The sequence below is a fragment of the Streptomyces sp. NPDC060184 genome, assembly GCF_042728795.1.
Taxonomy (GTDB): Bacteria; Actinomycetota; Actinomycetes; order Streptomycetales; family Streptomycetaceae; genus Streptomyces.
Window position 1 is genome coordinate 174906 of sequence record NZ_JBHWYX010000007.1, and the last position, 25124, is coordinate 200029.

The 25124-nt window shown below is 72.8% G+C and carries 22 protein-coding genes; 8 read left to right on the forward strand and 14 right to left on the reverse strand.

The genetic code is table 11. From position 1 onward, the window contains the following. Positions 1-169: 169 nt before the first annotated feature. A complete protein-coding gene (locus ACFWEE_RS07375; RefSeq protein WP_386887216.1) occupies positions 170-751 on the forward strand; it encodes a sigma-70 family RNA polymerase sigma factor in 582 nt (193 codons plus the stop codon). 73 nt (positions 752-824) lie between these two features. On the opposite strand, the gene ACFWEE_RS07380 is transcribed toward ACFWEE_RS07375, so the two are convergent. From ACFWEE_RS07380 to ACFWEE_RS07425, 10 genes are all read right to left on the reverse strand, one after another. Then, positions 825-2015 carry a sensor histidine kinase gene (locus ACFWEE_RS07380; protein ID WP_386887218.1) on the reverse strand — a complete coding sequence of 397 codons (1191 nt, stop codon included), beginning with the start codon at positions 2013-2015 and terminating at the stop codon, positions 825-827. Further along, positions 2012-3502 carry a cation acetate symporter gene (locus ACFWEE_RS07385; protein WP_386887219.1) on the reverse strand — a complete coding sequence of 497 codons (1491 nt, stop codon included), beginning with the start codon at positions 3500-3502 and terminating at the stop codon, positions 2012-2014. The genes ACFWEE_RS07380 and ACFWEE_RS07385 overlap by 4 nt, the downstream gene beginning before the upstream one ends. A gap of 91 nt (positions 3503-3593) precedes the next feature. Beyond that, a complete protein-coding gene (locus tag ACFWEE_RS07390; protein ID WP_386887221.1) occupies positions 3594-3956 on the reverse strand; it encodes a hypothetical protein in 363 nt (120 codons plus the stop codon). Between the two features lie 47 nt (positions 3957-4003). After that, the gene (locus ACFWEE_RS07395) at positions 4004-4756 is read right to left on the reverse strand and encodes a LytR/AlgR family response regulator transcription factor (protein WP_386887223.1); all 753 of its coding nucleotides are present in this window, start codon (positions 4754-4756) and stop codon (positions 4004-4006) included. A gap of 66 nt (positions 4757-4822) precedes the next feature. After that, positions 4823-5683, reverse strand: a complete 861-nt coding sequence (locus ACFWEE_RS07400; protein ID WP_386887224.1) for an Fpg/Nei family DNA glycosylase — start codon at positions 5681-5683, stop codon at positions 4823-4825. A gap of 112 nt (positions 5684-5795) precedes the next feature. Next, the gene (locus tag ACFWEE_RS07405; protein WP_386887226.1) at positions 5796-6653 is read right to left on the reverse strand and encodes an amidohydrolase family protein; all 858 of its coding nucleotides are present in this window, start codon (positions 6651-6653) and stop codon (positions 5796-5798) included. Position 6654: 1 nt separating this feature from the next. Continuing rightward, complete coding sequence (locus tag ACFWEE_RS07410) at positions 6655-7668, reverse strand: aldo/keto reductase (RefSeq protein WP_386887228.1); 1014 nt, start codon at positions 7666-7668, stop codon at positions 6655-6657. Between the two features lie 119 nt (positions 7669-7787). Further along, the gene (locus ACFWEE_RS07415; protein WP_386887229.1) at positions 7788-9164 is read right to left on the reverse strand and encodes a wax ester/triacylglycerol synthase family O-acyltransferase; all 1377 of its coding nucleotides are present in this window, start codon (positions 9162-9164) and stop codon (positions 7788-7790) included. A gap of 171 nt (positions 9165-9335) precedes the next feature. Then, positions 9336-11510 (reverse strand): SpoIIE family protein phosphatase, encoded by a 2175-nt coding sequence (locus ACFWEE_RS07420; protein WP_386887231.1) that lies wholly within the window; start codon positions 11508-11510, stop codon positions 9336-9338. An 89-nt stretch (positions 11511-11599) separates the two neighbouring features. Continuing rightward, entirely contained in the window at positions 11600-12781 is a 1182-nt protein-coding gene (locus ACFWEE_RS07425; protein ID WP_386887232.1) for a DUF6777 domain-containing protein, read from the reverse strand. A 191-nt stretch (positions 12782-12972) separates the two neighbouring features. Here ACFWEE_RS07425 and ACFWEE_RS07430 point away from each other — a divergent pair, with 191 nt between their 5' ends. Together ACFWEE_RS07430 and ACFWEE_RS07435 are read left to right on the forward strand one after the other, a co-directional pair. After that, complete coding sequence (locus tag ACFWEE_RS07430; protein ID WP_386887233.1) at positions 12973-13479, forward strand: DUF1990 family protein; 507 nt, start codon at positions 12973-12975, stop codon at positions 13477-13479. 80 nt (positions 13480-13559) lie between these two features. After that, the gene (locus ACFWEE_RS07435; RefSeq protein ID WP_386887235.1) at positions 13560-14999 is read left to right on the forward strand and encodes a lipase maturation factor family protein; all 1440 of its coding nucleotides are present in this window, start codon (positions 13560-13562) and stop codon (positions 14997-14999) included. A 107-nt stretch (positions 15000-15106) separates the two neighbouring features. Here ACFWEE_RS07435 and ACFWEE_RS07440 read toward each other — a convergent pair whose 3' ends face one another. Then, positions 15107-15280: a hypothetical protein gene (locus tag ACFWEE_RS07440; protein ID WP_386887237.1), complete on the reverse strand. Its 174-nt coding sequence runs from the start codon at positions 15278-15280 to the stop codon at positions 15107-15109. Between the two features lie 378 nt (positions 15281-15658). After that, on the reverse strand, positions 15659-17140 hold the full coding sequence (locus ACFWEE_RS07445; protein ID WP_386887238.1) for an SDR family NAD(P)-dependent oxidoreductase: 1482 nt from the start codon (positions 17138-17140) through the stop codon (positions 15659-15661). 341 nt (positions 17141-17481) lie between these two features. Here ACFWEE_RS07445 and ACFWEE_RS07450 point away from each other — a divergent pair, with 341 nt between their 5' ends. The 5 genes from ACFWEE_RS07450 (at position 17482) to ACFWEE_RS07470 (ending at position 22447) form a co-directional block, all read left to right on the forward strand. After that, on the forward strand, positions 17482-18402 hold the full coding sequence (locus ACFWEE_RS07450) for an RNA polymerase sigma factor SigF (RefSeq protein ID WP_386887267.1): 921 nt from the start codon (positions 17482-17484) through the stop codon (positions 18400-18402). 148 nt (positions 18403-18550) lie between these two features. Next, entirely contained in the window at positions 18551-19825 is a 1275-nt protein-coding gene (locus ACFWEE_RS07455; protein WP_386887240.1) for a PP2C family protein-serine/threonine phosphatase, read from the forward strand. Further along, the gene (locus tag ACFWEE_RS07460) at positions 19818-21443 is read left to right on the forward strand and encodes a CHASE3 domain-containing protein (protein ID WP_386887241.1); all 1626 of its coding nucleotides are present in this window, start codon (positions 19818-19820) and stop codon (positions 21441-21443) included. Before ACFWEE_RS07455 ends, ACFWEE_RS07460 begins: the two co-directional genes overlap by 8 nt. Then, the gene (locus tag ACFWEE_RS07465; protein ID WP_386887242.1) at positions 21440-21883 is read left to right on the forward strand and encodes a response regulator; all 444 of its coding nucleotides are present in this window, start codon (positions 21440-21442) and stop codon (positions 21881-21883) included. The genes ACFWEE_RS07460 and ACFWEE_RS07465 overlap by 4 nt, the downstream gene beginning before the upstream one ends. Positions 21884-21991: 108 nt before the next feature. After that, a complete protein-coding gene (locus ACFWEE_RS07470; RefSeq protein WP_386887269.1) occupies positions 21992-22447 on the forward strand; it encodes an ATP-binding protein in 456 nt (151 codons plus the stop codon). Positions 22448-22597: 150 nt separating this feature from the next. Here ACFWEE_RS07470 and glgC read toward each other — a convergent pair whose 3' ends face one another. Both glgC and glgA read right to left on the reverse strand, forming a co-directional pair. Then, complete coding sequence (gene glgC, locus ACFWEE_RS07475; protein ID WP_386887244.1) at positions 22598-23815, reverse strand: glucose-1-phosphate adenylyltransferase; 1218 nt, start codon at positions 23813-23815, stop codon at positions 22598-22600. A gap of 43 nt (positions 23816-23858) precedes the next feature. After that, on the reverse strand, positions 23859-25028 hold the full coding sequence (gene glgA / locus ACFWEE_RS07480) for a glycogen synthase (RefSeq protein WP_386887245.1): 1170 nt from the start codon (positions 25026-25028) through the stop codon (positions 23859-23861). Positions 25029-25124: the final 96 nt, after the last annotated feature.

A 25124-nucleotide genomic window follows, 5' to 3' on the forward strand; every position in this document is an offset into this window, starting at 1 on the left:
GCAGGACCGGGCTCACGGCCGTTCAGCGCACCGTGCGACCGTTCACCGCACCGTGCGACCGCTCGTCGCACGCTCCGGCCCACAGCCTGGCCCTCGGCCCGTCGGATGCGTTCGTATACGCCAGGCGGCGACGAGGCCGTCTGCGACCTGCGGGAAGGGACGTTCCACGATGTCCACGACGACCACCGACGAACGGACCATCGCGGAGCTGCTACGGGAACACGGCCCCGCGCTGCTGCACTTCCTCCAGCAACTGACCTACGGCGACAGCCAGCGGGCCGAGGACCTGGTGCAGGAGACGCTGGTGCGCGCGTGGCAGCATCCCGAGGCCTTCGCCGCGCCGTACGAGTCCATGCGGCCGTGGCTCTTCACCGTGGCCCGCCGCCTCGCCATCGACGCGCGGCGGTCCCGGCAGGCGCGCCCCGCCGAGGTGAGCGACTCCGTGCTGGAGTCCGCGTCCGCCCCGCTGGACACCGCCGACTCGGCGGTACGCTCCCTCGACGTGCGCGCGGCGGTACGCGGCCTGAGCCCCGAACACCGTGCGGTGCTGGAGGAGATCTACTTCCACGGGCTCAGCGTCGGGGAGACGGCCGAGGTGCTCGGCATCCCGCCGGGTACGGTCAAGTCGCGCTCGTACTACGCCCTCCGGCTGCTCCAGCGCGGTCTGCCCGGCTACTCCGAAAGGTCCCGCCCGGCCGGGCGGGCGAGGCAGCCGGAGGCCTGCACCACCTCCGTGCAGGCCGTGTTGTGAGAGTCCCGCCCGTCGGGCGGACGACGCCCCTTTCACCGCACGACCCAGGCGGACGCCCCGGGACGGCGCCCGGTCAGGAACCGTGCACGCCGGCCCGGTACTTGGGGAACCGCAGGGTGATCTTCATGCCCGCGCCGACGCCGGTCTCGATGACGAGCCCGTAGTCGTCGCCGTACACCTGGCGCAGCCGCTCGTCGACGTTGAGCAGGCCGATGCCGGTCGAGGCGCCGCCCTCGCCCCGCAGGATCTGCCGCAGCCGTTCGGGGTCCATGCCGGTGCCGTCGTCCTCGATGACGACCTCGGCCTCGGAGCCCGCGTCCAGGGCGGAAATGGTGATCCTGCTGCGGGTGACGGCCCCTTCGAGCCCGTGCTTGACCGCGTTCTCGACGAGTGGCTGGAGGCAGAGGAAGGGCAGGGCGACCGGCAGCACCTCGGGAGCCACTTGCAGGGTGACCGCGAGCCGCTCACCGAACCGGGCGCGCACCAGTGCCAAGTACTGGTCGATGGAGTGGAGTTCGTCCGCCAGCGTGGTGAAGTCGCCGTGGCGCCGGAAGGAGTATCGGGTGAAGTCGGCGAACTCCAGAAGAAGTTCACGGGCCTGCTCGGGGTCGGTGCGGACGAACGAGGCGATGGCGGCGAGCGAGTTGAAGATGAAGTGCGGGGAGATCTGGGCGCGCAGCGCCTTGATCTCGGCCTCGATCAACCGGGTGCGGGAGCGGTCGAGTTCGGCGAGTTCCAGCTGGACGCAGACCCAGCGGCCCACCTCGCCCGTCGCGCGCGCCAGCACCGCCGACTCGCGCGGCGCGTGGGCGACGAGTGCCCCGAGGACCCGGTTGTCGACGGTGAGCGGTACGGCCACCGCCCAGCGCAGCGGGCAGTCGAGGTGCTCGCAGTCGGTGGTGAAGGCGGTGTCGCGGCCGTTCTCCAGCAGGTTCTTGACCTGTTCCATGACGTCCGGGCCGTGGTGGTGTCCCGCGCCGTCCCAGACGAGGACCCGCTCCCGGTCGGTGAGGCAGAGCGCGTCGGTGCCCAGCAGGGAGCGCAGCCGGCGGGCGGAGCGCCGGGCGCTGTCATCGGTCAGCCCGGCCCGCAGCGGGGGCGCGGCCAGCGACGCGGTGTGCAGGGTCTCGAAGGTCGCGTGCTCGACGGGGGTCCCGACGTCGCTGGGCCGCACGGGGCGCGCGGTGCGGCGGCCCAGCAGGAAGGCGGCTCCGGCCAGCAGGGCGGCGGGCACGGCGAGGACCGCGATCTGCGCCCCGGTCACCGGTCCCTCCCCGTGGTCAGGGCTTCCGGCAGGTGGAAGCGGGTCATCGTCGCGTTGGTGCCCGGGGGTACGCGCCCCGGGGTGGCGAGCGAGACGAGGATCATCGCGAGGAAGCCGACCGGCACCGACCACACGGCGGGCCAGGCCAGCAGCGCGTGGGGCCAGCCCGGCGGCCGTACGGCGCCGCTCACCGTGATCGCGACGGCGAGGAGCGCCGAGCCGCCACCGAGCAGCAGTCCGGCGACGGCTCCGGGCGGGGTGAGCCGGCGCCACCAGATGCCGAGCACCAGCAGGGGGCAGAAGGAGGAGGCGGAGACGGCGAAGGCCATGGCCACCGCGTCGGCCACCGGCACCCTGCTGACCAGCAGCGACCCGGCCAGGGGAACGGCGATGGCGAGGACGGTCGCGGGCCGGAAGTAGCGCACGCCGCGCTGCGGCAGGACGTCCTGGGTGATGACTCCGGCCACGGCGACGGTCAGGCCGGAGGCGGTGGAGAGGAACGCGGCGAAGGCGCCTCCGGCGATCAGCGCGCCCAGCAGGTCGCCGCCGAGCCCTCCGACGACCCGCGCGGGCAGCAGCAGGACGGCCGCGTCGGCGTTGCCGCCGTGCCGCAGTTCGGGGGCGTACAGGCGCCCCAGCGCTCCGTAGACGGGCGGCAGCAGGTAGAAGACGCCGACGAGCGCGAGGACGGCCACGGTGGTGCGGCGCGCGTCGCGGCCGTTGGGGCTGGTGTAGAAGCGGACGACGACGTGCGGGAGCCCCATGGTGCCGAGGAAGGTGGCGACGATCAGGCCGTACGTGGCGTAGAGCGGGTGGTCGGCGCGGAAGACGGCGTGCTGCCCGGTGAAGGCGACGGCGGGGCGGCCGTCGCCCTGCCAGGCCAGTACCAGGAAGAGCGCGGGGACCAGGAGCGCGGTCAGCTTCAGCCAGTACTGGAAGACCTGGACGAAGGTGATCGACCGCATTCCGCCCGCGGCGACCGCGACCACGACGACCGAGGCGACGAGTACGTCCCCGAGCCAGCCGGGTGCGCCGGTGAGGATCTGGAGGGTGAGCCCGGCGCCCTGGAGCTGGGGCACGAGGTAGAGCCAGCCCGCGCCGACGACGAAGACGCTGACCAGGCGGCGCACCTGACGCGATTCGAGGCGCCCTTCGGCGAAGTCGGGCAGGGTGTAGGCCCCCGAGCGGCGCAGCGGGGCCGCGACGAAGAAGAGGAGCACCAGGTACCCGGCCGTGTAGCCGACCGGGTACCAGAGCATGTCGGGGCCGTGCACGAGCACCAGTCCGGCGATGCCGAGGAAGGAGGCGGCGGAGAGGTACTCGCCGCTGATCGCCGCGGCGTTCAGCCGGGGGCGGACGGTGCGGGAGGCGACGTAGAAGTCGGAGGTGGTGCGGGATATCCGCAGGCCGAATCCGCCGACGAGCACCGTGGCGAGGACGACGAGGGCGACCGCGGCCCACGACGCCGCGTGGTCGGGCACGTTCACCGTTCGGGGCACCCTTCACCGGGGCGTGCCAGGGCGGGGCACCCTTCGCCGGGGCGGGGGACGGGGCCGGGCGGGCGGCCGGCGGGGTTCCTCACAGGGCGGGACGGCCTTCCACGAGCCGGGCGAAGTCCCGCTCGTTGCGCTCGGCCCGCCGTACGTACCACCAGGCGAGCAGGGTGATCGGCGGGTAGGCGGCGAAGCCGAGGGCGGCCCAGACGACCGCGCCGCTGCGCAGGATGGTGAAGACGAGCGGGAGGGTGCCGGCGACGAGCGCGAGGGCGGCGAAGGCGGAAAGCCCGGCGCGGAGCTGGCTGCGCATCAGCGAGCGTACGTACGCTCCGCCGAGGGCGGTCTGCTCGTCGATCTCGGACTGGGTGAGGTGGCGCGGCAGCGGACGCACCCGCCGGGGCACTCCGGTGACGACCTCGCGCCGGGGCGTGGGCTCTGCTGACATGGGCCGGAAGTCTAGGGCGCGCGGGGGCCGGCTGGAAAGGGGCCTGGTCAGCGGCTCCCCTGGCGCATCAGCAGATCGCGCAGGGCGCGGCTGTGGCGGCGGCTGACGGCGAGTTCCGCACCGCCGATGCGGACGCTCATGCTGCCCGCGTCCAGGCGGAGCTCGTCGATGCGGGCGAGGGCGACGAGGTGGCGGCGGTGGATGCGGACGAAGCCCCGGGAGCGCCAGCGCTCCTCCAGCGTGGTGAGCGGGATCCGTACGAGGTGGCTGCCGGTGTCGGTGTGCAGGCGGGCGTAGTCGCCCTGGGCCTCGGCGTACGCGATGTCCTCGACGGGCACGAACCGGATCACTCCGCCGAGTTCGACCTGCACCGGGTCGCCGCCCGTGTCGTGCGCGGGGGCGGTGCGCTCCCCCATCTGTTCGGCGACGCGGCGGACGGCCTCGGCGAGGCGTTCGCGGCGCACGGGCTTGAGCACGTAGTCGACGGCCTTGAGGTCCCAGGCGTGGCCGGCGAACCCCTCGTGGGCGGTGACGAAGACGATGAGCGGCGGCGCGGCGAACCCGGCCAGCAGTTGGGCGATGTCGAGACCGGTGAGGCCGGCCATGTGGATGTCCAGGAAGACGACGTCGATCGCGCCGGGGCCGTCGGGGCCCGCGTCGACCGCGGCGCCGATGCGACGCAGCGCCTCGGTGGCACCGGTGGCCCCTTCGGCGCTGCGGACGCGGGGGTCGGCGCGCAGGAGGTAGAGGAGTTCTTCCAGGGCCGGTTCTTCGTCGTCGACGGCGAGTACGCGCAGCATGAGGCCGGAGTGTAGGCGGTGTCCGGCGGGCTTTGTTCCGCCCGCTCCGGGAGGCGTGCGGACCGTTCACTTCAGGAAGCGTGAGGTCCTGCGGTCGGCGAGCGGCTTCCCGCCGGTCTGGCAGGTGGGGCAGTACTGGAGCGCGGAGTCGCTGAAGGACACTTCCAGGACGGTGTCCCCGCAGACCGGGCACGGCTCCCCCGCGCGTCCGTGGACCCGCATGCCACTGCGCTTCTCGGACTTGAGCGCGCCGGCGGCGACCCCGCTGGAGCGGGCGACCGCGTCCTCCAGGGTGGTGCGCAGGGCGGCGTGGAGGCGGCTGATGTCGTCCTCGCCGAGGTCGGCGGTGCGCTTGAACGGGGACATCTTCGCGGCGTGCAGGATCTCGTCGCTGTAGGCGTTGCCGATGCCCGCGATCAGCGACTGGTCGCGGAGCGCGCCCTTGATCTGGCGGCGCTCCCCGTGAAGGAGGGCGGCGAGGGCGTCCCGGTCGAAGTCCGGGGCGAGCGGGTCGGGGCCGAGCCGGGCGATGCCGGGCACCTCCGTCGGGTCGTGGACGAGGTACACGGCGAGCCGTTTCTTGCTGCCCATCTCGGTCAGGTCGAATCCGTCGTCGCCCGCGAGGACCACGCGCAGGGCGAGCGGCCCCTTGCCGGGGCCGGGCGGTTTGGCGGGGAAGGAGTCCCGCCAGCGGAGCCAGCCCGCCCGGGCCAGATGGGTGACGAGGTGCAGCGGTCCGGCGCCGATGTCGAGAAACTTGCCGTGCCGGTCCACCGAGGTGACGCTGCTGCCCTCGAGTGCGGCGGGTGGCGGGTCGTACGTCTTGAGCACGTTGACGGAGAGCGGGAGGACGCGGGCGATCTCCCTGCCGACCAGGTGGTCGCCGAGGAAGACCCGCAGGGCTTCGACTTCCGGCAGCTCGGGCATGTGTCCAGCCTGCCGCAGGCCCCGTACGGTCGGCCACCGCTGGCCGGGCCGCCCGGGGCGGTCAGGGCGTGTGCCGGGTGCCGCCGGACGGGCGGAACTTCCGCAACCCGCTTCAGCCGAGCCGGTACACGCGGGTCGCCGTCCCGGCGAAGACTGCGGCGCGCTCGTCCGCGGAGAGGGCGGCGGTGAGCGTGCGCGCGGCCTCCAGGACCTCCGCGTACGGGGCGGCGAGCCGGCACACCGGCCAGTCCGAGCCGAACATCAGCCGGTGCGGTCCGAACGCGTCGAGCAGGACGTCGGTGAAGGGGCGCAGGTCGTCCGTGGTCCAGTGGTGCGGGTCGGCTTCGGTGACGAGGCCGGAGAGCTTGCAGACCGTGTTCGGCAGCGCGGCCAGTGCGCGCAGGTCGTCGGCCCAGGGCTGGAGGTGTCCCTGGGCGACGGGGGGCTTCCCGGCGTGGTCGAGTACGAAGGTGAGCGCGGGCAGCTGCGCGGCGGCGGCCGTGGCGGCGGGCAGCTGGTGGGGGCGGACGATCAGGTCGTAGGCGAGTCCCGCGTCGGCGACGGCCGCGAGGCCGCGCAGCACGTCGGGTCGGAGCAGCCAGCGTGGGTCGCTCTCGCCCTGGACCTGGTGGCGGATGCCGGTCAGCAGGTCGCCACCGGGCAGCTCCCGCAGCGCGGCGAGGGCGTCGGCGACGTCCGGGGCGGTGAGGTCGGTCCAGCCGACGACTCCGGCGACGAGGTCGCTGCCGTGGGCGAGGGCGAGGAACTCGGGCGTCTCCTCGGCGACGGTGACGGTCTGGACGAGGACGGTGGCGCCCACGCCTGCCGCCCGTGCTTCGGGTTCCAGGTCGGCGAGGGTGAAGTCGCGCCGGATGGGCGCGAGTTCTTCGCCGGTGATCCACTCCTGGTCGCGTACGGAGAGGTCCCAGACGTGGTGGTGGGCGTCGACGACCGTGGCGGGCGCGGCCATGTCAGCGCTGCCCGGGGGTACGGGACCCGGTGGGCGCGCCGGGGGCCGGGAGGAGCCCTTCGGCCCGCAGGTCGTCCCAGAGCGCGGACGGCAGCGGGGTACGCAGCAGGGCGGCGGCGTCGCGCACCTCGTCGGGCGAGCGGGTGCCGACCAGCACGCTGGCGACGGCCGGGTGGGCGAGGGAGTGGTGCAGGGCGGCGGCGCGCAGCGGGACGCCGTGCGCCTCGGTGACGGCCTTCATGCGCAGGGCGCGTTCGAGCAGTTCGGCGGGGGCCGCCGCGTAGTCGTACGGGGCGCCGGGGCGCGGGTCGGCGAGGAGGCCCGAGTTGAAGACGCCGCCGACGACGACGCTGCGGCCCCGGGCCTCGGCCTCGGGGAGGAGTTCGTCCAGCGCGCTGCCGTCGAGCAGGGTGTGGCGGCCCGCGCAGAGCACGACGTCGACGTCGGTGTCCCGCAGGAAGCGGGTGAGCAGGGCGGTCTGGTTCATTCCGGCGCCGATCGCGCCGACGACACCCTCGTCGCGCAGCCGTTCCAGGGCGGGGTAGGCCTCACCGAAGGCGGCTTCCGCGTGGTCGTCGGGGTCGTGCAGATAGGCCACGTCGACGCGGTCGAGGCCGAGGCGCCCGAGGCTGTCCTCGATGGACCTGCGCACCCCGTCGGCGCTGAAGTCCCAGCGCCTGCGGTGGGTCACCGGGACGGCGAACCCGTCGTCGAGGCCGCCGTCGGGCACGGAGGTCCCGGCGGGAAGCGGGTCGAGGATCCGCCCGACCTTGGTGGAGAGGGTGTACGAGGCACGGGGCCTCGACCGCAGGGCGGCGCCGAGCCGCCGCTCGGAGAGGCCGAGGCCGTAGTGCGGGGCGGTGTCGAAGTGCCGGACGCCCTCGTCCCACGCGGCGTCCACCGCGAGGGCCGCCTGCTCGGGGTCGACGGCGCTGAAGAGATTGCCGATGGCCGCTGCCCCGAAGGACAGTTCGGTGACCTCGACGGCGGTACGTCCGAGTGTGCTGCGCCGCATGGCCTGCCGCCCTCACTGAATGATCGCTTTCCGTACAGGGCGATAATTCATCGGATCACTGGGGCAAGTCAACCGGACGGACGCTGCTCATTTCCCCCCTTTACCGAGAATCAGTCCGATCACTCCATCAGGTCGAGCGAGCGCAGGGGCTCCCCGGCGAGCTCCTGGAGCGCCGCGAGCTCGTCCGTCATCGCCGCCCCGAGCCGGTCGAGGTCGGGCAGCGCCCGGCCGTCTGCGACCAGGCCGACGTGCACCCGCCCGCCGTACGTGGAGAGCGCCACGGCGAGGGACTGTCCGCGCGCCAGCGGGGCCATCGGGTAGAGGGAGCGCAGCGGGCAGCCACCCAGCGAGAGCGCGGCGCGCGGCAGCGGGACGCTGGTGACCAGGAGGTCGAAGAGCATCCGGGCCGCGCTCCCGGCGAGGGGGGCGCCGAAGCGGTGGGCGAGCGGCGGCAGCCGGTCGGCCAGTACGGCGACGGCTCCCGCGCCCTTCAACGGGCCCGCCGCCTTGTTGCGCTCCATCGCGACGCGTACGGCCCGCAGTCTGCGGCGGGGGTCCGGCTCGGAGACCGGGAGGCCGAGGAGGTAGGCGGAGAGCCGGTTGCCGTTCTGGGCGGCCCCGCCGGGGCGCCGTCGCGAGACGGGCACCAGGGCGCGTGGGTCGCCGCCGGAAGGTTCCTCGCCGCGCCCGGCCATCCACCGCCCCAGCGCCCCGGCGACGACGGCGAGCAGCACGTCGTTGGCCGTACCGCCCTCGGTCCTGCGGACGCGCTGCACGGCCGCGGCGTCCAGGTCCGCGGTGACGAGCCGCCGGGTGCCACTGGAGCCGGCCGCCAGGGCGCCGGAGCCCCCGGGCGCCAGCCGGCTCGCGCGCACCACGGAGGCCCCGACGCCCAGCGCCCGCCCGACCTCTTCGAGCCGGCCGAGCGCGAGCCCGGCGACCTCCCGGGGGCCGGGCGTCCAGGAGCGCGGCGGGACGGGTGCGCGCCGTACGGCCGTGGCGCGGCGGGAGGCGACGGCGGCGATCTCGTCGAAGATCCCCGCGCCGATCGCGACGGCGCGCATGCCGTCGGCCAGCGCGTGGTGCAGCTTGACGAGCACGGCGAACGCTCCGTCGCCAAAACCGCTCTCCAGCAGGTACATCTCCCAGGGCGGCAGCCCCCGGGCGATCGGGCGTTCCATCAGGTCGCCCGCGAGGGAGGTCGCCGCCGCCATGAAGTCCCCCGGGGGCAGGGCGGTGCGGCGCACATGGCGGCGGACGTCGAAGTCCTTGTCGGTGGACCAGGCCGCGCCGCCGAGGGGCAGCAGGACGTCCCGTACCCGCATCCGGAGCCGGGGTACGGCCGCCGCGCGCTCCCGGAGCAGTTCCAGCACGTCCTGCCGGGGGCCGCTGGGCACCGGGGAGAAGACGGCGAGGGCGCCCAAGTGCATCGGGTGGGCCTCGGACTCCAGGTGCCAGAAGGCCAGATCGAGAGGGGCGAGCAGTTCGGTACCCATGGGGGACCTCATGTCATCGGGGGAGCTGGACCGCCGTGCGACCCCCAGTGAAACCACGGCGGTCGGTTACGGTCAAGAACAGACATGTTACGTTCCGCTACCGCACGGTAGATGCTTGAACCCGTTCACGGGCTGGCAAAGTCCGGTCCCTGAACGGGTGAGGGCGAGGGCTCAGGAAGGCCTGGACGGGCCGAACCGTCCGGGGGCGCCGGGCCGGTCGGGCGGTGCGGGCCGGTCGGGGAGCTCGTGGGGCTCGCGGCGGCCGGGCCTCCCCGGCCGGTCGAACCGCTCGGGGATCAGGAACTCGCCCCAGACGCACTTGCCGCCACCCCGTGACTCCACCCCCCAGACGTCGGCGAGCCGGTCGACGAGCATCAGCCCGCGCCCGGAGACTCCGGCGTCCCCCGCGTCGCGGCGGCGCGGCAGTGCGCTGGAGCGGTCCTCCACGTCCACCCGCAGGCGGCGCTCACCTCCGGCGAGGATCCGGATGGTGACGATCGCCCCGCCGTCCGTGTGCATCAGGGCGTTGGTGATCAGCTCGTCGGCGGCGAGTTCGATCTCGTCCGCCCGCTCCCTGGCGCCCCAGGCGCGGACCGCCGCCCTGATCATGTGACGGGCCGAACTCAGCGCCTCGGGGTCGTTCTGGGCCACGTGCTGCCGCAGCCGCCCTCCGGGCTGCGGTGTGGGCGCTGCGTCCCGCCGCAGCAGGAGGACCGCCACGTCGTCCTCGCCGCCGCGCTCGTCGACCGAATCGCAGAGCTGGGCGGCGAGGCGCCGGATGTCCTGCGGGCCGCCCCGCACCATGTCGGTCAGCAGCCGCATCCCGGTGTCGAAATCGGTGTCGGGCAGCTCCACCAGCCCGTCGGTGTAGAACACCAGCGTCTGCCCGGGGTCGAGCTCGACGGTGGACACCGGATAGTCCAGGCGGCCGAACTCGGCGGAGAGCCCCAGCGGAAGGCCGCCTTCGACGAACAGCTTGCGGCAGCTGCCGTCGGGGTTGCGGACCAGAGGTTCCATGTGCCCGGCCCGGACCATCTGCATCACCCCGGTGGTCAGGTCGACCTCGGCGTAGTTGCAGGTGGCGAAGCGGTCGGTGTCCAGCTCGTGCAGGAAGACGGAGGCGCGGGCCATGACCGTGGCGGGGCTGTGCCCCTCGGCCGCGTAGGCCCGCAGCACGATCCGGAGCTGCCCCATCACGGCCGCGGCATGGGTGTCATGGCCCTGCACGTCCCCGATGACGGCGCCGACCCGGCCGCCGGGAAGCGGGATGACGTCGTACCAGTCACCGCCGATGTCGCGCCCCATCCGGGCGGAGCGGTAGCGGACGGCGACCTGCGCGCCCGGCACTTCCGGAATGCGGCGCGGCAGCATCGCCTGCTGGAGGCCCTCGGCGAGGTCGTGCTCCTGTTCGTAGAGCATCGCGCGCTGGAGGCTCTGCGCGATCGAACTGCCCAGGGAGACCAGGAGGTTGCGCTCGTCCGCGGCGAAACCCACCCGGTCGTTGTACAGCAGCCCGAGCGCGCCGATCGGACGCGCCTGGGCGATCAGCGGCAGATAGGCGGCGGACGTGATCCCGAGATGGCCGACCTGGTCCCAGAGCTCGGGGTAGGAGGTGGCGAAGTCGTCGGAGGTCTCGATGAACCGGGGGTCCAGCGTCCGCAGCACCTCGCTCATCGGGTACCGCTCGTCCACCCGCGTGTAGCGGGTGCCCGGCACGAACGACCCCTCGGGCCCGTCGGCCACCAGGTGGATGCGCCCGGCCTCCAGCAGCCCCATGACGAGGCTGGTCGCTCCCAGGTGGGCCAGGCCCCGGGAGTTCTTGAGCACGTCGATGACGTCCTGCACCGTACGCGCGCTGGCGAGCGCCGCCGACGTGGCCTGCACCAGGCTGGTCCGCCGGCGCCGCTCCTCGTCGAGTTCCTGACGTGCGGCGGAGTCGGCCAGCTCCTGGGAGGCGTCCCGGACGATGCCCAGGATGCGGCGTGGCCTGCCCTCGTCGTCGCGGCGGATGAACCCCTGCGTGTGGGTCCAGCGCAGCGAGCCGTCGCGGAGCCGGCAGCGGAAGTAGGCGCCGTAGCTCTCCCGCCCCGCTTTCAGCGCCTGCGTCACCATGGCGTCGAGCCGGGCCCCCTCGTCCTCGGGCACCCGCAGGGAGAGGGAGGCCGGCTGGTCGTCGTACTCCTCGGCCCGCAGGTCGAACACGTCCAGTGCGGGCTGGTCCATGTGCATGAGGCCGCTGTCCAGATCCCAGTCGAAGCTGCCCATTCGGTTCAGGGCGAGGCTGAGGTCCGGGTGGGCGGGCCAGTCTTCCGGGAATGACAGGGCACCCGCTACCCGATCATCCATGTCGGCCACTCTGCCACCCTTTGTCCGATTCTTCGAGCGGTTCGCTCAGAGGTGGACCGGACGCTCCGCGACGCGCGGCCCCGGCCCGGTCACGCGGTGGACGTCTCCGGTCCCACCGCCGCCGCACCGGAGTCACCCGGACCGCCGACGGGGTCCTGGGGCCCGAGGTCCGGGTCCCCGGTGAAGTCCGGCAGTTCCCCCGACGCGTCGCCGGTGAAGTCCGGCAGGCCGTCGGCGGACGCGTCCCCCGTGAAGTCCGGCAGGCCGTCGGTGGCCGGGTCCCCGGTGAAGTCCGGCAGTTCCCCGGACGCGTCGCCGGTGAAGTCCGGCAGGCCGTCGGCGGACGCGTCGTCCGCGTCCGGGGAGCCGGGGGCGGGGGCGCCGTCCTGGCCGGTGGCGGCGCCGGAGTTGGCCGCGCCGTCGGGCGCCTGCCGCGCTCCGTCGGGCGCGCCGGGCGAGAAGGGGAAGAACCCGTTGCCCGGGTCGGCCGCGGGCGGGACGGCGGGATTGCCGTCCTCGGCGCCCTCTCCGCTCGGCCGCTCGATCCACGTCCCCTCGACGAGATCCGCGATGACCAGGCTCTCCAGCACGCCCGCGCTCGGGGCGATGTCCAGCACCCGCTCCGGGGCGTACCCGGCCCAGCGTTCGCCCCGGTCGGCGATCCGTCCCGTGAGGGGCACCGCGGGTGCGAGCGGATTGCCGGAGGCACACCGCACCCGGGGCAGTCCCCGGCTGTCGACCATCACGGCGGTGCCCGCCTGGAGCACGGTCTGGAAGCTGGTCGGGGCACCCGAGGCGAAGCCGTGGTCGGTGACGCGGACGTCGGCCCGCAGCACCACCGGGGTGAGCGCGCGCAGGTATCCGGGGATCTGCACCGCTTCGATGCCCGCCACCCGCGCGAAGGCGCGGGCCCGGGCGGAGTCCTCGGTCAGCAGGTCGGCCTGCGCGCCCACGTCGCAACTGGGCGTGTTCCGGACGCCCCCGTAGAGCCCCGCCGCGTCGCCCGTGACGGTGTGGGCGGCCGGGGCGGCGGCGGGGGCGCCGCCCGCCGGGAGCGGCGGTGCGTCCTCGGCCCCGGGGACCGCTCCGGCCGTGGACCGGGTGAACGGAGCGGGCCCCCGGGCGGCGGCCTGCTGGAGCAGTACCTCGTGGCCGACGGTCGTCGCGGCGGGCCGGGCGGCGCCGGGTGCGCCGGAACACCCGGCCGCGGAGAGTGCCGCCACGGAGACCGCGGCGGAGAGGGCATACGGAAGTCGTCGGGACGAGCGCACGGTGCTCTCCTGCCAGTACGTACGGGGGTGGTGGGTCCCCTCATGTCTGACGCACCTCACTACCGGTCGCAAGCCGGGATACGGCCGCCCGGCGCAGTCTTGAACGCGTTCAAGACTGCGACTAAAGTGAAGCGTGCCGCGCCCGCGGCACCGTGGCCCGGCGGGCGTGCGCGAACGGAAGGAAGGCCGACGTGCACACCTTCACCTATCCGGAGACCGGCGCCACCCGTCGGCGCCCGCTGCCGGGCGGGTACGACCATCTGCACCACCGTGCCCCGGTGGGCCGGGGCCGGGCCTCGTTCGAGGCGGCCGGCGCCGCGGTGACCGAGTGGCGCATGCACCGCGCGACGGGGTTCCTCGTCGCGGCGTCCGCCGACCGCGCGGAGGCGGGCGCATCCGTCGAAGTGACCCTGTGCCTGGGGCCGTTGCACCTCAAGGCTCCTTGCGAAGTGGTGTGGGCCGAGTACACCGGCGAGCGCATCGGCTTCGCGTACGGAACGCTCGACGGCCATCCGGAGCGGGGCGAGGAGTCCTTCGTCGTGGAGCTCGCCGACGACGGCACCGTCTGGTTCGCCGTCACCGCGTTCTCCCGCCCCGCCCTCTGGTACACCCGCCTGGCCGGACCGCTCGTCCGGGTGCTCCAGCGGAGCTACGCCCGGTACCTGGGGCGGACCCTGCGCCGCATCGCCGCCGCCTGAGCCCGGACCGGCACGGCGGACCGCCACCAACGCCGCGTCGGTCACGCGGCGCGGGGCCGGGCTGACCGATACTGACGCCGGTGGACTGGTTCACCGCGGACAACTACGGGCTGAGCAGGCTGATCTTCCAGCGGGCTCTCGCCGCCCTCTATCTCACCGCGTTCCTCACCGCCGCCCTCCAGTTCCGCGCGCTGATCGGCGAGCGGGGCATGCTGCCGGTGCCCGAACTGCTGCGGCGCACCCCCTGGACCGCCGCTCCCGGGCTCTTCCGGCTCCACTACTCGGACCGCTTCTTCGCGGCCGTCGCCTGGTCCGGCTGCGCGGTCTCCGTCGCGCTGCTGGCCGGAGCGGACGGACTGCTTCCGCTGTGGGGCGCCCTGCTCCTGTGGGCGCTGCCCTGGGCCCTGTACCTCTCGATCGTGCAGGTCGGGCAGGTCTGGTACGGATTCGGCTGGGAGTCGCTGCTGCTGGAGACCGGATTCCTGGCGATCTTCCTCGGCAACGGGCGGACGGCGCCGCCGGTCCTGGTGCTCTGGCTGATGCGCTGGCTGCTGTTCCGGGTGGAGTTCGGGGCCGGTCTCATCAAGATGCGCGGGGACGAGTGCTGGCGCCGGCTGACCTGCCTGGACTTCCACCACGAGACGCAGCCGATGCCGGGCCCGCTCAGCTGGTTCTTCCACCACCTGCCGCCCCCCGTGCACCGGGTGGAGGTGGCCGCCAACCACGTCACCCAACTCCTGTTCCCCTTCCTTCTGTTCACCCCTCAGCCGGTGGCGGGCGTGGCGGCGGCCGTCATGGTCGTCACCCAGCTGTGGCTGATCCTCTCCGGCAACTTCGCCTGGCTGAACTGGCTCACGGTCGCTCTCGCGCTCTCGGCGATCGACTGGTCCCCGCTCGCGGGGCCGCCCCGGCATCCGCCCGGCGCCCCGCTCTGGTACGAGGTCCTGGTCTGCGCGGTCACCGCTCTTCTCCTGGTGCTCGGTTACCGGCCGGCCCGCAATCTGCTCTCCCGCCACCAGGTGATGAACCGCTCCTACGACCCGCTCCATCTGGTCAACACCTACGGCGCGTTCGGCAGCATCAGCAGAGTGCGGCTCGAAGTCGTTATCGAGGGAACCGACGACACGGTGATCCACCCGGGCACCCGGTGGCGGGAGTACGGGTTCCGGGGCAAGCCGGGAGATCCGGGGCGGCTCCCCCGCCAGTTCGCTCCGTACCATCTGCGGCTCGACTGGATGATGTGGTTCGCCGCGCTCTCCCCCGCGTACGCCCGTTCCTGGTTCGGGCCGCTCACCGCGCGGCTGCTCCGCGGCGACCGGGACACCCTGCGGCTGCTGGGCCACAACCCCTTCCCCGAAGGGCCGCCCGCGCAGGTGCGGGCGTCGGTGTACCGGTACCGCTTCACCGACGCCGTCGAGCTGCGGGCGACCGGGCGGTGGTGGCACCGCACCTACGTACGGGAGTTCATGCGCCCGGTGGTCCGGCCGCTGCCGCTCCGGCCGCCGGAGGATTCCGGGTGAGCCGCACCGCCCGCACCGCCCGCACCTCCCCACCGGACGTGCGAGAGCCCCGGTCCCATCCGACGGGGCGGGGACCGGGGCTCTCGCGCACGGCGGGAGACCGGGGGTCAGTCGATGCCGGGCAGGATGTGCGGTTCGGCGAGGTCGTCCTCGTATCCGGCCAGCCGGATCGGGGCCGACCTGGCCCAGACCTCGATGTTCCGGAGCTTCTCGGGCCTGCGGGTCCGGTCGCCGGTCCGCTCGGCCGGTCGCTTCTCGTCTGTCGTCAGTTCAGGTGTCACCGCGCACTCCTTCGCGTCGCGTAACCCCCGGCAGTGGGGTACCGCGGCTTTCTCCACCGCGGACCGCCGCACGCAGGGGCGGGGGCATGGGCATTCGGTCGCGGTGGCGCCGGTACGGGGCGGGACGACGGCCTGGTTGCAGACCTGTCCCGGGACGATCGAGGAAGCTTCGTGGATCCCTCGGTGCCGTCCGTTCGCCCCAGCGTAACCAAATGAGCGCCATCCCGCTCGACAGAACGTGTGCCTTGGGTCACTTTCGGCCAAACGAAGCCGCTCAGCGGGGGTACGGCGGGGGCTCCGGGGACGGGCGGGACGACAGGACGGCCGCACCCCGGGTCGGGATGCGGCCGTCCTTGGAGCGGCTCCGGGGGCGAGCCGTCACCAGCCCGCGGGGGCGTAGTCCTTCAGGAAGCAGCCGTAGAGGTCCTCGCCGGCTTCGCCGCGCACGATCGGGTCGTAGACGCGGGCGGCGCCGTCCACCAGGTCGAGGGGGGCGTGGAAGCCCTCCTCGGCCAGGCGCATCTTGTCCGGGTGCGGGCGCTCGTCGGTGATCCAGCCGGTGTCGACGGCCGTCATCAGGATGCGGTCCTTCTCGAACATCTCCTGGGCGCTGGTGCGCGTCAGCATGTTCAGGGCCGCCTTGGCCATGTTGGTGTGCGGGTGGCCCGCCCCCTTGTAGCCGCGGCTGAACACGCCCTCCATGGCGGAGACGTTGACCACGTACGCCCGGCCCGCGGCGGCGGCCATCGCCGGACGCAGACGGCTGATCAGGATGAACGGCGCGGTGGAGTTGCAGAGCTGCACCTCCAGGAGTTCGATCGGCTCGACCTCCTCCACCGTCTGGATCCAGCTGTTGCTGTCGTGCAGATCGGGTACGAGCCCGCCCGCGTCGATGGCGGTGCCGGCCGCGATGCGCGCCGGGGAGGCGGATCCGGTGACCAGTGCGAGAGAGGTGACGTCGTCGGCGGTCAGCCCCTCCTTGCGGGCGGCGGGCAGCGCGGCCACCCGGTCGACGCTGCCGCTGCCGAAGGTGCCGATGACCTCGGCGGGCGGCAGCACTCCGGCGGGCAGCGGCGCCGACTCGGCGGCGACCAGTTCGCTGTACGCCTGCGGGGAGCGGCGGACGGTCTGCGCCGCGTTGTTGATCAGGATGTCCAGCGGGCCCTCGGCGGCGACCGAGTCGGCCAGCGCGACGACCTGGGCGGGGTCGCGGAGGTCGATGCCGACGATCTTCAGCCGGTGGATCCACTCGTCGCTGTCCGGCATCGCCTTGAAGCGGCGGATCGCGTCGTTCGGGAAGCGGGTCGTGATCGTGGTGTGGGCGCCGTCGCGCAGCAGCCGCAGCGCGATGTACATGCCGATCTTCGCCCGGCCGCCGGTGAGCAGCGCGCGGCGGCCCGTGAGGTCCGTACGCGCGTCGCGCCGGGCCCGGTTCTCGCGGGCGCAGTCCTGGCAGAGCTGGTGGTAGAAGGCGTCCACCTCGGTGTAGCGGGTCTTGCAGATGTAGCAGGACCGCGGACGCCGGAGGATGCCCGCGATCTCCGCGGTGGCCGAGGACGAGGGCAGGACGCCCTGCGTCTCGTCGTCGATCCGGTCGGCGGAGCCGGTGGCGGTCGCCTCTGTGACGGCCTTGTCGTGGGCCGTCTTGGCGGCGCGGCGCTCCTGGCGGCGGCGCTGCTTCACGGTCCGGTAGATCCCGGCGGTGGCCCGCCGCACCTTGATGGCGTCGGGGTGGTCGACGTCGATGGAGTCGAGCTCGTCCAGCACGCTCAGGCAGACGGCCAGCCGCTCCGGAGCGATACCGGGACCGAAGTCCTCGATTTCGGGCGCGAGTCCCTGGCTTTCCTCTGTCACCGTCATGCTGCTGCTTCCTCTGTCGTCCTGGGTGGTGTCGGCGGATCGAAGTCGGTCAGGTCGTCGTGACCCCGGCCACCTTCCGCCGGACACCGCCTGCCCCGCGGGCCACCGGTCGTCGCGGGCCCGGACACCCGGTCAAGTCTGCCATGGGCGCACCCCTCCTCCGTCCGGGTGTACAGATGGTCCGCGCGCGCGGAGGCGGACGCGGTCCGGGCGGCCGGTGACGCGGCCCACTCACCGCGCCGACGGGATCTCCGCGAAAGTTTCCGAAATCGGCAGGCATGACTCCGGAATACCCGGGCAGACGCCGGACCGACAGCTACGGCAACAGGGAGGGCGACACCATGACGGCGATGTCACTGCGAACCACCGGAGCCGGCGCCGCGGAAGCGTCGTGGCACGACCGGGCGGGGACGCGGGCACCTGCCGGTGTCGGCGCGGAGGCGGGGCAGGACGAACTGCCCTGGATCGAAGAAGCCGGGAAGGTGGCCCCGCAGGACGCGCGGGCGCTCTCGAAGATCTTCTTCGACCGCCTCCAGACGGTCGAGGAAGGCACCCGCGAGCACCAGTACGCCCGCAACACGCTGATCGAGATGAATCTCTCACTGGTGCGGTTCGCGGCCTCGCGGTTCCGCAACCGGGGCGGGGACGACACCGAGGACATCATCCAGGTCGGCACGATCGGCCTGATCAAGGCGATCGACCGGTTCGACCTCTCCCGCGAGGTGGAGTTCGCCACGTTCGCGGTCCCGTACATCGTGGGTGAGATCAAGCGGTTCTTCCGCGACACCACCTGGTCCGTGCACGTGCCGCGCCGTCTCCAGGAGCTGCGCGTCGAACTGGCCAAGGCGAAGGAACAGCTCTCCGCGAAGCTGGACCGCGACCCCACGGTGAAGGAGCTCTCGGCCCATCTCGACCTCTCCGAGGAGGAGATCATCGAGGGCCTGGTCGCCGCCAACGGCTACTCGGCCGGGTCGCTCGACACCCCGTCCTCGGAGAGCGACGACGGCCAGGACCAGCGGGCGTACGCCGAGATGCTGGGCGAGCGGGACCCCGCCATGGAGACGGTCGAGAACCTGCACACCCTCGCACCGCTGCTGGAGCAGCTCGACGACCGCGAGCGCCGCATCGTGCAGATGCGGTTCGGGCAGGAGATGACCCAGGCGCAGATCGGCGCCGAGCTGGGCGTCTCGCAGATGCACGTGTCCCGGCTGCTGAGCCGGATCGTGGCGCGGCTGCGCGCCGGGATGTCCGTCGAGGAGTAGGGCCCTTCCTGTCGGGAGGCCGTCGCCGGACACGCTCCGGCCGGTCCTCCCGCGACCCACGTCCGGCGCTCCGGCACCGGGCGTGGGTCATTTATGCTTCCTGGCACGGCGTGGGGCGACCCGCGCCTTTCTTACGAGGGGGTGGAGTGTGACCGAGCTGCCCACGAGGGGTGTGCCGGTCCGTCAGGCGGGACCCGCCGCGGTTCCCGCTCAGCAGACGACGGCCGTCGCCGCCGCGGACGGTTCCGTATGGGGCGTGGACGCGGTGATCCTCCTGGTGGAGGACGACGCCGGGGACGCCCTCCTGGTCGAGGAGATGCTCTCCGACAGCGACCTCGACCCCTCGCTCACCTGGTGCAAGACGCTGGCGGAGGCACGACAGTTCCTGCGGACCTGCCGCACCCCCGTCTGTGTGTTGCTCGATCTGCACCTTCCCGACGTGCACGGGCTGGACGCCGTGACGCAGATCGTGGAGGCGTCCGGGGACGCGGCCATCGTGGTGCTGACCGGACTGACGGAGGCGGGTACCGGGCTCTCGGCCGTGGCCAGCGGCGCACAGGACTACCTCGCCAAGGGCCGGCTCGATCCGGAGACGCTGGGCCGGGCGATCCGGTACGCGCTCCAGCGCAAGCAGGTGGAGCGGGCGGCGGCGGCGCTGCGGGCCAATCAGCAGATGGCCCAGGAGAACGCCCGCCTGGAGCGCGGTCTGCTGCCCGTGCCGCTGCTGCGGGACGACCGCTTCGAGGCGGTGGCCCGCTACGAACCGGGGCGGGTCCACGCGCTGCTGAGCGGCGACTTCTACGACGTGGTGCAGACCGCGGACGGCACGGTGCACGCGGTCATAGGGGACGTGTCGGGCCACGGCGCGGCCGAGGCCGCGCTCGGCGTGTGCCTGCGGGTGGCCTGGCGTACCGCGGTGCTCTGCGGCACCAGCCCGCTCGACCAGACGAATCTCCTCGAGGAGATCCTGGTGGCGGAGCGTTCCGATCCGCACCTCTTCGCGACGGTGACCACGCTCACCTTCCCCCCGGACGGAAGCCGGGTGGGCATCGTGCGTGCCGGGCACCCGGGGCTGCTGCTGCGCCAGGGCGACGAGATCTCCTGGGTGGAGCCGGAGACCGGTATGGCGCTCGGGCTCATGCCGGGGGCGCGGCACTGGTCGGAGAGCGAGCTGGCGCTGGGCCCGGACAGCAGTCTGGTGCTCTTCACGGACGGCCTCTTCGAGGGGCGTACCGGCCCCGGCAGCCGTCTCGGCGAGGAAGGGCTCCTCGCGATGGCGCGGGGCTTTTCGGAGCTGGCGGCGCGGCCGTTCATCGACGCCCTCGTGGCGGGGGCCACGGCCGGGGCCGCGCCCTTCGGAGGGCTCGCGGACGACGTGGCCGTACTGCATCTGAGCTGGGGAAAGGTGGAGAACAATGGCTGACCCGCAGGGGAAGCCCATACGCGCTGGAGGCGCCTCACGGCTGTCGGTGCAGAGCTGGGTCCACCTGATCCTGGGCGGCTTCGTCGTCGTGGTCGTCACGTGTCTGGTGATCGGCTCGGTGGTCCTCAGCGAGATGTCCACGCGGACGAACGAGCTGGTCGACCGGGTCCAGCCGGCGCGCTCGGCCTCGTTCCAGCTCCAGAACGCGCTGCTCAACCAGGAGACGGGTGTCAGGGGCTTCGTGCTCACCGGCGACGACTCGTTCCTCGAACCGTACAAACAGGGTCAGCGCGACGAGAAGGAGCGGCTGGCCCGGGTGCGGGAGCTGGTCGGGTCCGAGCAGCCGTACGCCGAGGACCTGGACCGGATCGCGTCGGCGGCCGAGAGGTGGCGGACCTCGCAGGCCGAGCCGCTGATCGGAGCGGTGCGGGCCAGCGGTCCCACCGGCTCGGCGTCGGCGCCGCTGCTCCAGAGCAAGAAGGAGTTCGACGCGCTGCGTGCTCTCTACGGCGCCCAGCAGGACCACCTGGACGAGGCCCGCGATCACGCCCGTGCCCAGCTGGACGACGCCCGCGCGACCCGCGACCGGGTGCTTTTCGCGCTGATCGCGGGGTTCCTCGCCTCGGTGGTGGCGCTGAGCCTGCTCTTCCACCGGGTGGTCGGCAGGCCGCTGAACCGGCTGCGGGCCGCCTCGGACGAGGTCAGGTCGGGGACGTACGCGGGGAAGATCGACGTGCGCGGTCCCTCGGACGTGCGGTCGGTGGCGACGGCCGTCGAGTCCATGCGGGTCCGGCTGGTGGACGAGCTCGCGGAGTCGCGGAGCCGGGAGACGCTGCTCGCCGAGCAGACGGAGGAGCTGCGGCGTTCCAACGCGGAGCTGGAGCAGTTCGCGTACGTCGCCTCGCACGACCTCCAGGAGCCGCTGCGGAAGGTGGCGTCCTTCTGCCAGCTGCTGGAGAAGCGTTACGGCGACGAACTGGACGCGCGCGGCAAGCAGTACATCGACTTCGCGGTGGACGGCGCCAAGCGGATGCAGGTCCTCATCAACGACCTGCTCACCTTCTCGCGGGTGGGCCGGGTGCACGAGAGCTGGCAGCCGGTGGACATGGAGCGCGGGCTCGACCGCGCGCTGGCCAATCTGACGCTGGCGATCGAGGACGCGGACGCGGAGATCGTCCGGGAGAATTCCCTGCCGGAGGTACTCGGCGACTCCACGACGCTGGCGATGGTGTGGCAGAACCTGATCGGCAACGCGGTGAAGTTCCGCCGCGCGGACGTTCCCTGCCGGATCGAGGTGGGGTGTGCCCGCGAGGACGAGGTGTGGCACTTCACGGTGGCGGACAACGGCATCGGCATCGCGCCGGAGTTCGCGGACAAGGTGTTCATCATCTTCCAGCGGCTGCACGCCAGGGACGCCTACGACGGCACCGGCATCGGGCTCTCCCTCTGCCGCAAGATCATCGAGTTCCACGGGGGCCGGATCTGGCTGGACCCGGAACCGGGTGAGGGTACGCTGATCCACTTCACCCTGCCCGTAAGCCCGGACGCCCCCACGCACACCACGGCGGAGCTCCTGGCGCCCGCCCTGCTCGCCGCCCCGTCGGGAGATGCCCAGTGAACAGTCCCGTACAGCCCATCGAAGTCCTCCTGGTGGAGGACGACCCCGGCGACGAGCTCATGACCCGTGAGGCGTTCGAGGACAACAAGATCCGCAACACCCTGCACGTGGTGCGCGACGGACAGGAGGCGCTGGACTTCCTCTACCGGCGCGGCCCGCACGCACAGGCTCCCCGGCCCGACCTGATCCTGCTCGACCTGAACCTGCCGAAGTACGACGGCCGCCAGGTGCTGGAGCAGATCAAGAGCGACGCGGAACTGGCCACGATCCCGGTGGTGGTGCTGACCACGTCCTCCGCCGAGGAGGACATCCTGCGCAGCTACAAACTGCACGCCAACGCCTATGTCACCAAGCCGGTCGACCTGGACCAGTTCATCGCGGCGGTCCGCCAGATCGACGACTTCTTCGTGACGGTGGTGCGTCTTCCCGGGCGTACGTGAGCCCGCCGGCGGTTTTCCGGATTCACCAGGAGTGGGATGCCCCGGCCCGGGTAGACGGCTCCCGTGACAACGACTCTCACCTCACCCGCCGGGCCCTGGCTGGAGCACATGAACGAACAGGCCGCTTCGTTGCCGGACCTACCCGGACCTGGCATTCCCTGCACCGACGTGCTGCTCACGGCCGAGGTGTTCGACGGTGAGCCCGGGTGCATCGCGCAGGCGCGCGCCCTGGCGGACCGGTTCCTGACCCGGCTCGCGGCCGAGTGGTTCGCCCCGCTCGGCGCTCACACCCGCAGCGATCTGATGCTGACGGTCAGCGAGCTGGTCACCAACGCGGACCGCTACAGCCACGGCCCGTACCTCCTGGAGCTGGAGGGCACCGCCGAGAGCGTGAGCGTGACGGTCTACGACAGCAGCACCGCGCTTCCGGTGCTGTACTCCCCCGACCCCTCGCGGCTCGGCGGGCACGGCATGGAGATCGTGGTGGCGCTCTGCGACCACGTGACGGTGGAGGCGGTCCCGGTGGGCAAGCGCATCCGGGCCGAGTTCCGGCTCGGTTCCTGAACCTCGGCCCCGCAGAACCTCCGCTCCGCAGAACCTCGGCCCCGCAGGGCCTCGACTCCACAGAGCCCCGGCTCTCCACAGAGCCCCGGCCCCGGACCGGCGGCTTTCGGCCCGGACGCGCCGGGCCGCACCACGGCCCAGGCCTCAGCCTCAACGCACCGGCTGGCCCTTGCCGAGGGCGATGACACCGTTGCCGGAGACCGTGTAGAACTCCCGGTCCCGCTCCGGGTTGACGCCGATCGCCGCGCCGGGAGGCACGTCGACGTTCTTGTCGAGGATCGCTCCCCGCACGATCGCCCCGCGTCCCACCCGTACGTTGTCGTGCAGCACCGAGCCCTGGACGACGGCCCCCTCGGCGACGACGACGCCGGGTGAGAGGACCGACCGGGCGACCTGGCCGCGGATCACGCAGCCGGGGCTGATGACCGATTCGCTCGCGATCCCGCCGGCCACGATCCGCGCGGGCGGCAGCGGACCGGCGTGGGTGTAGATGGGCCAGCGGCGGTTGTCGAGGCTGAACGCCGGTCTGTCCGACAGCAGGTCCATGTGGGCGTCGTAGTAGGCGTCGAGCGTGCCCACGTCACGCCAGTAGCCGTGTTGCACGGACGTCTCGCCGGGCACGTGGTTCTCGTCGAAGTCGTAGACCTGGGCCTGTCCGCGCGCGGTGAGCATCGGCAGGATCGAGCCGCCCATGTCGTGGACCGAGTGCGGGTCCTCGGCGTCCCGGTGCAACGCGTCCACCAGGACCTTGGTGGTGAAGAGGTAGTTGCCCATGGAGGCGAAGACCCGGTCGGGGTCGCCCGGCAGGCCGGGCGGGTCGGTGGGCTTCTCCAGGAATCTCTCGACCTGGGTGCCGTCGGTGCCGGGTGTGATGATCCCGAACGCGGAGGCCTCCGCGCGCGGCACCTTGATCCCGGCGACCGTGACGCCCGCCCCGTTGTCGATGTGCTGGGCCAGCATCTGGCGCGGATCCATGCGGTAGACGTGGTCGGCGCCGAACACGGCCACGTAGTCCGGCTGTTCGTCGTGGACCAGGTTGAGCGACTGGAGGATGGCGTCGGCGCTCCCCAAGTACCAGCGCGGGCCCAGCCGTTGCTGCGCGGGCACCGGGGTGACGTAGTTGCCCAGCAGGCTGGACATCCGCCAGGTCGTGGAGATGTGCCGGTCCAGTGAGTGCGACTTGTACTGGGTCAGTACGCAGATACGCAGCACGTCCGCGTTGACCAGGCTGGACAGGACGAAGTCGACCAGCCGGTACGTGCCTCCGAACGTCACCGCCGGTTTGGCCCGGTCGGCGGTGAGCGGCATCAGCCGCTTCCCTTCCCCTCCCGCGAGTACGATTCCGAGCACCGAAGGTCCACCGCGCATCGCCGCCCCTTTGTCCGACCTCCACCGGCGCCTTTGCCGGTGGTCACGCACCTGCCGCGCAGATCTCCCGGTAAAGCTCCGCGGTGCGGCCGGCCACCCGGTCCCACCCGAACTCCTCGACGGCGCGCCGCCGACCGGCCGCGCCCATCCTCTCGGCCCCGGCCACGTCGCCGACCACCGTGTTCAGTGCTTCGGCGAGACGGTGCTCGAAGCGCTCCGGCTCCTTCTCGTCGTACGGGACGAGCAGACCCGTGCGCCCGTCGTCGACCACCTCGGGGATCCCGCCGACGGCGGAGGCGACCACGGGGGTGCCGCACGCCATCGCCTCCAGGTTGACGATGCCGAGCGGCTCGTACACCGACGGGCAGGCGAACACCGCCGCGTGGGTGAGGAGTTGGACGACATCGGGCCGGTCGAGCATCTGCGGGATCCAGTGCACGCCCTTGCGGCCGGCGTCCAGTTCCTCGTACGCGAGGCGGAACTCCTCGGCGAGTTCCGGGGTGTCGGCGGCTCCGGCGCACAACACCAGCTGGGTGCCCGGCTCCAGGTGGCGCGCGGCGCGCAGCAGGTGCGGTACGCCCTTCTGGCGGGTGATCCGCCCGACGAACAGGACGTACGGCCGGGCCGGGTCGATGCCGAGCCGGGCGAGGACGTCCGTGCCGGGGTCGGGGGCATAGAGGCGGGTGTCGATGCCGTTGTGGATGACCCGCACCCTGGCCGCGTCCAGCTCCGGGTAGCACGCGAGGATGTCGTCGCGCATGCCGTGCGACACCGCCACGATCGCGTCGGCGGAGGCGAGGGCGGTGCGCTCGGCCCACCCGGAGAGGGCGTATCCGCCGCCCAGCTGCTCGGCCTTCCAGGGGCGCAGGGGTTCCAGCGAGTGGCAGGTGACCACGTGCGGGACGCCGCGCTGGAGCTTGGCGAGGTGGCCGGCGAGGTTGGTGTACCAGGTGTGCGAGTGGACCAGGTCGCGGTCGCCGAGCGCGGCGGCCATCGACAGGTCCACGGAGAGTGCCCGCAGCGCGTCGTTGGCGTCGGCCGGGAGCGCCGGGCGGTGCCAGTGCACGCCGTCCTCCCCGCCGTCGGGCTCGCCCCAGGCGTGCACGGCGAGATCGACCAGTGGCCGTAGTTCGCGCGCCAGGAACTCGACGTGCACACCGGCGCCGCCGTACACGCCGGGGGGGTACTCGCGGGTGAGCAGTCCGACCCTCATGCCTTGATGGTCACTCACGCGGCGCCCGCGCGAAAGACCCCGTCACGTTACGGGTACACCGCGTGGCGGTGCGGATCTTCTCCGGCGGCCCCGGGA

Excerpts from the sequence above, each read along its gene's own strand:
- glgA (WP_386887245.1), bottom strand. The coding sequence starts at position 25,028 with ATGAGGGTCGGACTGCTCACCCGCGAGTACCCCCCCGGCGTGTACGGC.
- ACFWEE_RS07470 (WP_386887269.1), top strand. The coding sequence starts at position 21,992 with ATGAACGAACAGGCCGCTTCGTTGCCGGACCTACCCGGACCTGGCATT.
- ACFWEE_RS07450 (WP_386887267.1), top strand. The coding sequence starts at position 17,482 with ATGACGGCGATGTCACTGCGAACCACCGGAGCCGGCGCCGCGGAAGCG.
- ACFWEE_RS07445 (WP_386887238.1), bottom strand. The coding sequence starts at position 17,140 with ATGACGGTGACAGAGGAAAGCCAGGGACTCGCGCCCGAAATCGAGGAC.
- ACFWEE_RS07460 (WP_386887241.1), top strand. The coding sequence starts at position 19,818 with ATGGCTGACCCGCAGGGGAAGCCCATACGCGCTGGAGGCGCCTCACGG.
- ACFWEE_RS07395 (WP_386887223.1), bottom strand. The coding sequence starts at position 4,756 with ATGCTGCGCGTACTCGCCGTCGACGACGAAGAACCGGCCCTGGAAGAA.
- ACFWEE_RS07375 (WP_386887216.1), top strand. The coding sequence starts at position 170 with ATGTCCACGACGACCACCGACGAACGGACCATCGCGGAGCTGCTACGG.
- ACFWEE_RS07405 (WP_386887226.1), bottom strand. The coding sequence starts at position 6,653 with ATGGCCGCGCCCGCCACGGTCGTCGACGCCCACCACCACGTCTGGGAC.
- ACFWEE_RS07415 (WP_386887229.1), bottom strand. The coding sequence starts at position 9,164 with ATGGGTACCGAACTGCTCGCCCCTCTCGATCTGGCCTTCTGGCACCTG.
- glgC (WP_386887244.1), bottom strand. The coding sequence starts at position 23,815 with ATGCGCGGTGGACCTTCGGTGCTCGGAATCGTACTCGCGGGAGGGGAA.
- ACFWEE_RS07410 (WP_386887228.1), bottom strand. The coding sequence starts at position 7,668 with ATGCGGCGCAGCACACTCGGACGTACCGCCGTCGAGGTCACCGAACTG.
- ACFWEE_RS07420 (WP_386887231.1), bottom strand. The coding sequence starts at position 11,510 with ATGGATGATCGGGTAGCGGGTGCCCTGTCATTCCCGGAAGACTGGCCC.
- ACFWEE_RS07390 (WP_386887221.1), bottom strand. The coding sequence starts at position 3,956 with ATGTCAGCAGAGCCCACGCCCCGGCGCGAGGTCGTCACCGGAGTGCCC.
- ACFWEE_RS07400 (WP_386887224.1), bottom strand. The coding sequence starts at position 5,683 with ATGCCCGAGCTGCCGGAAGTCGAAGCCCTGCGGGTCTTCCTCGGCGAC.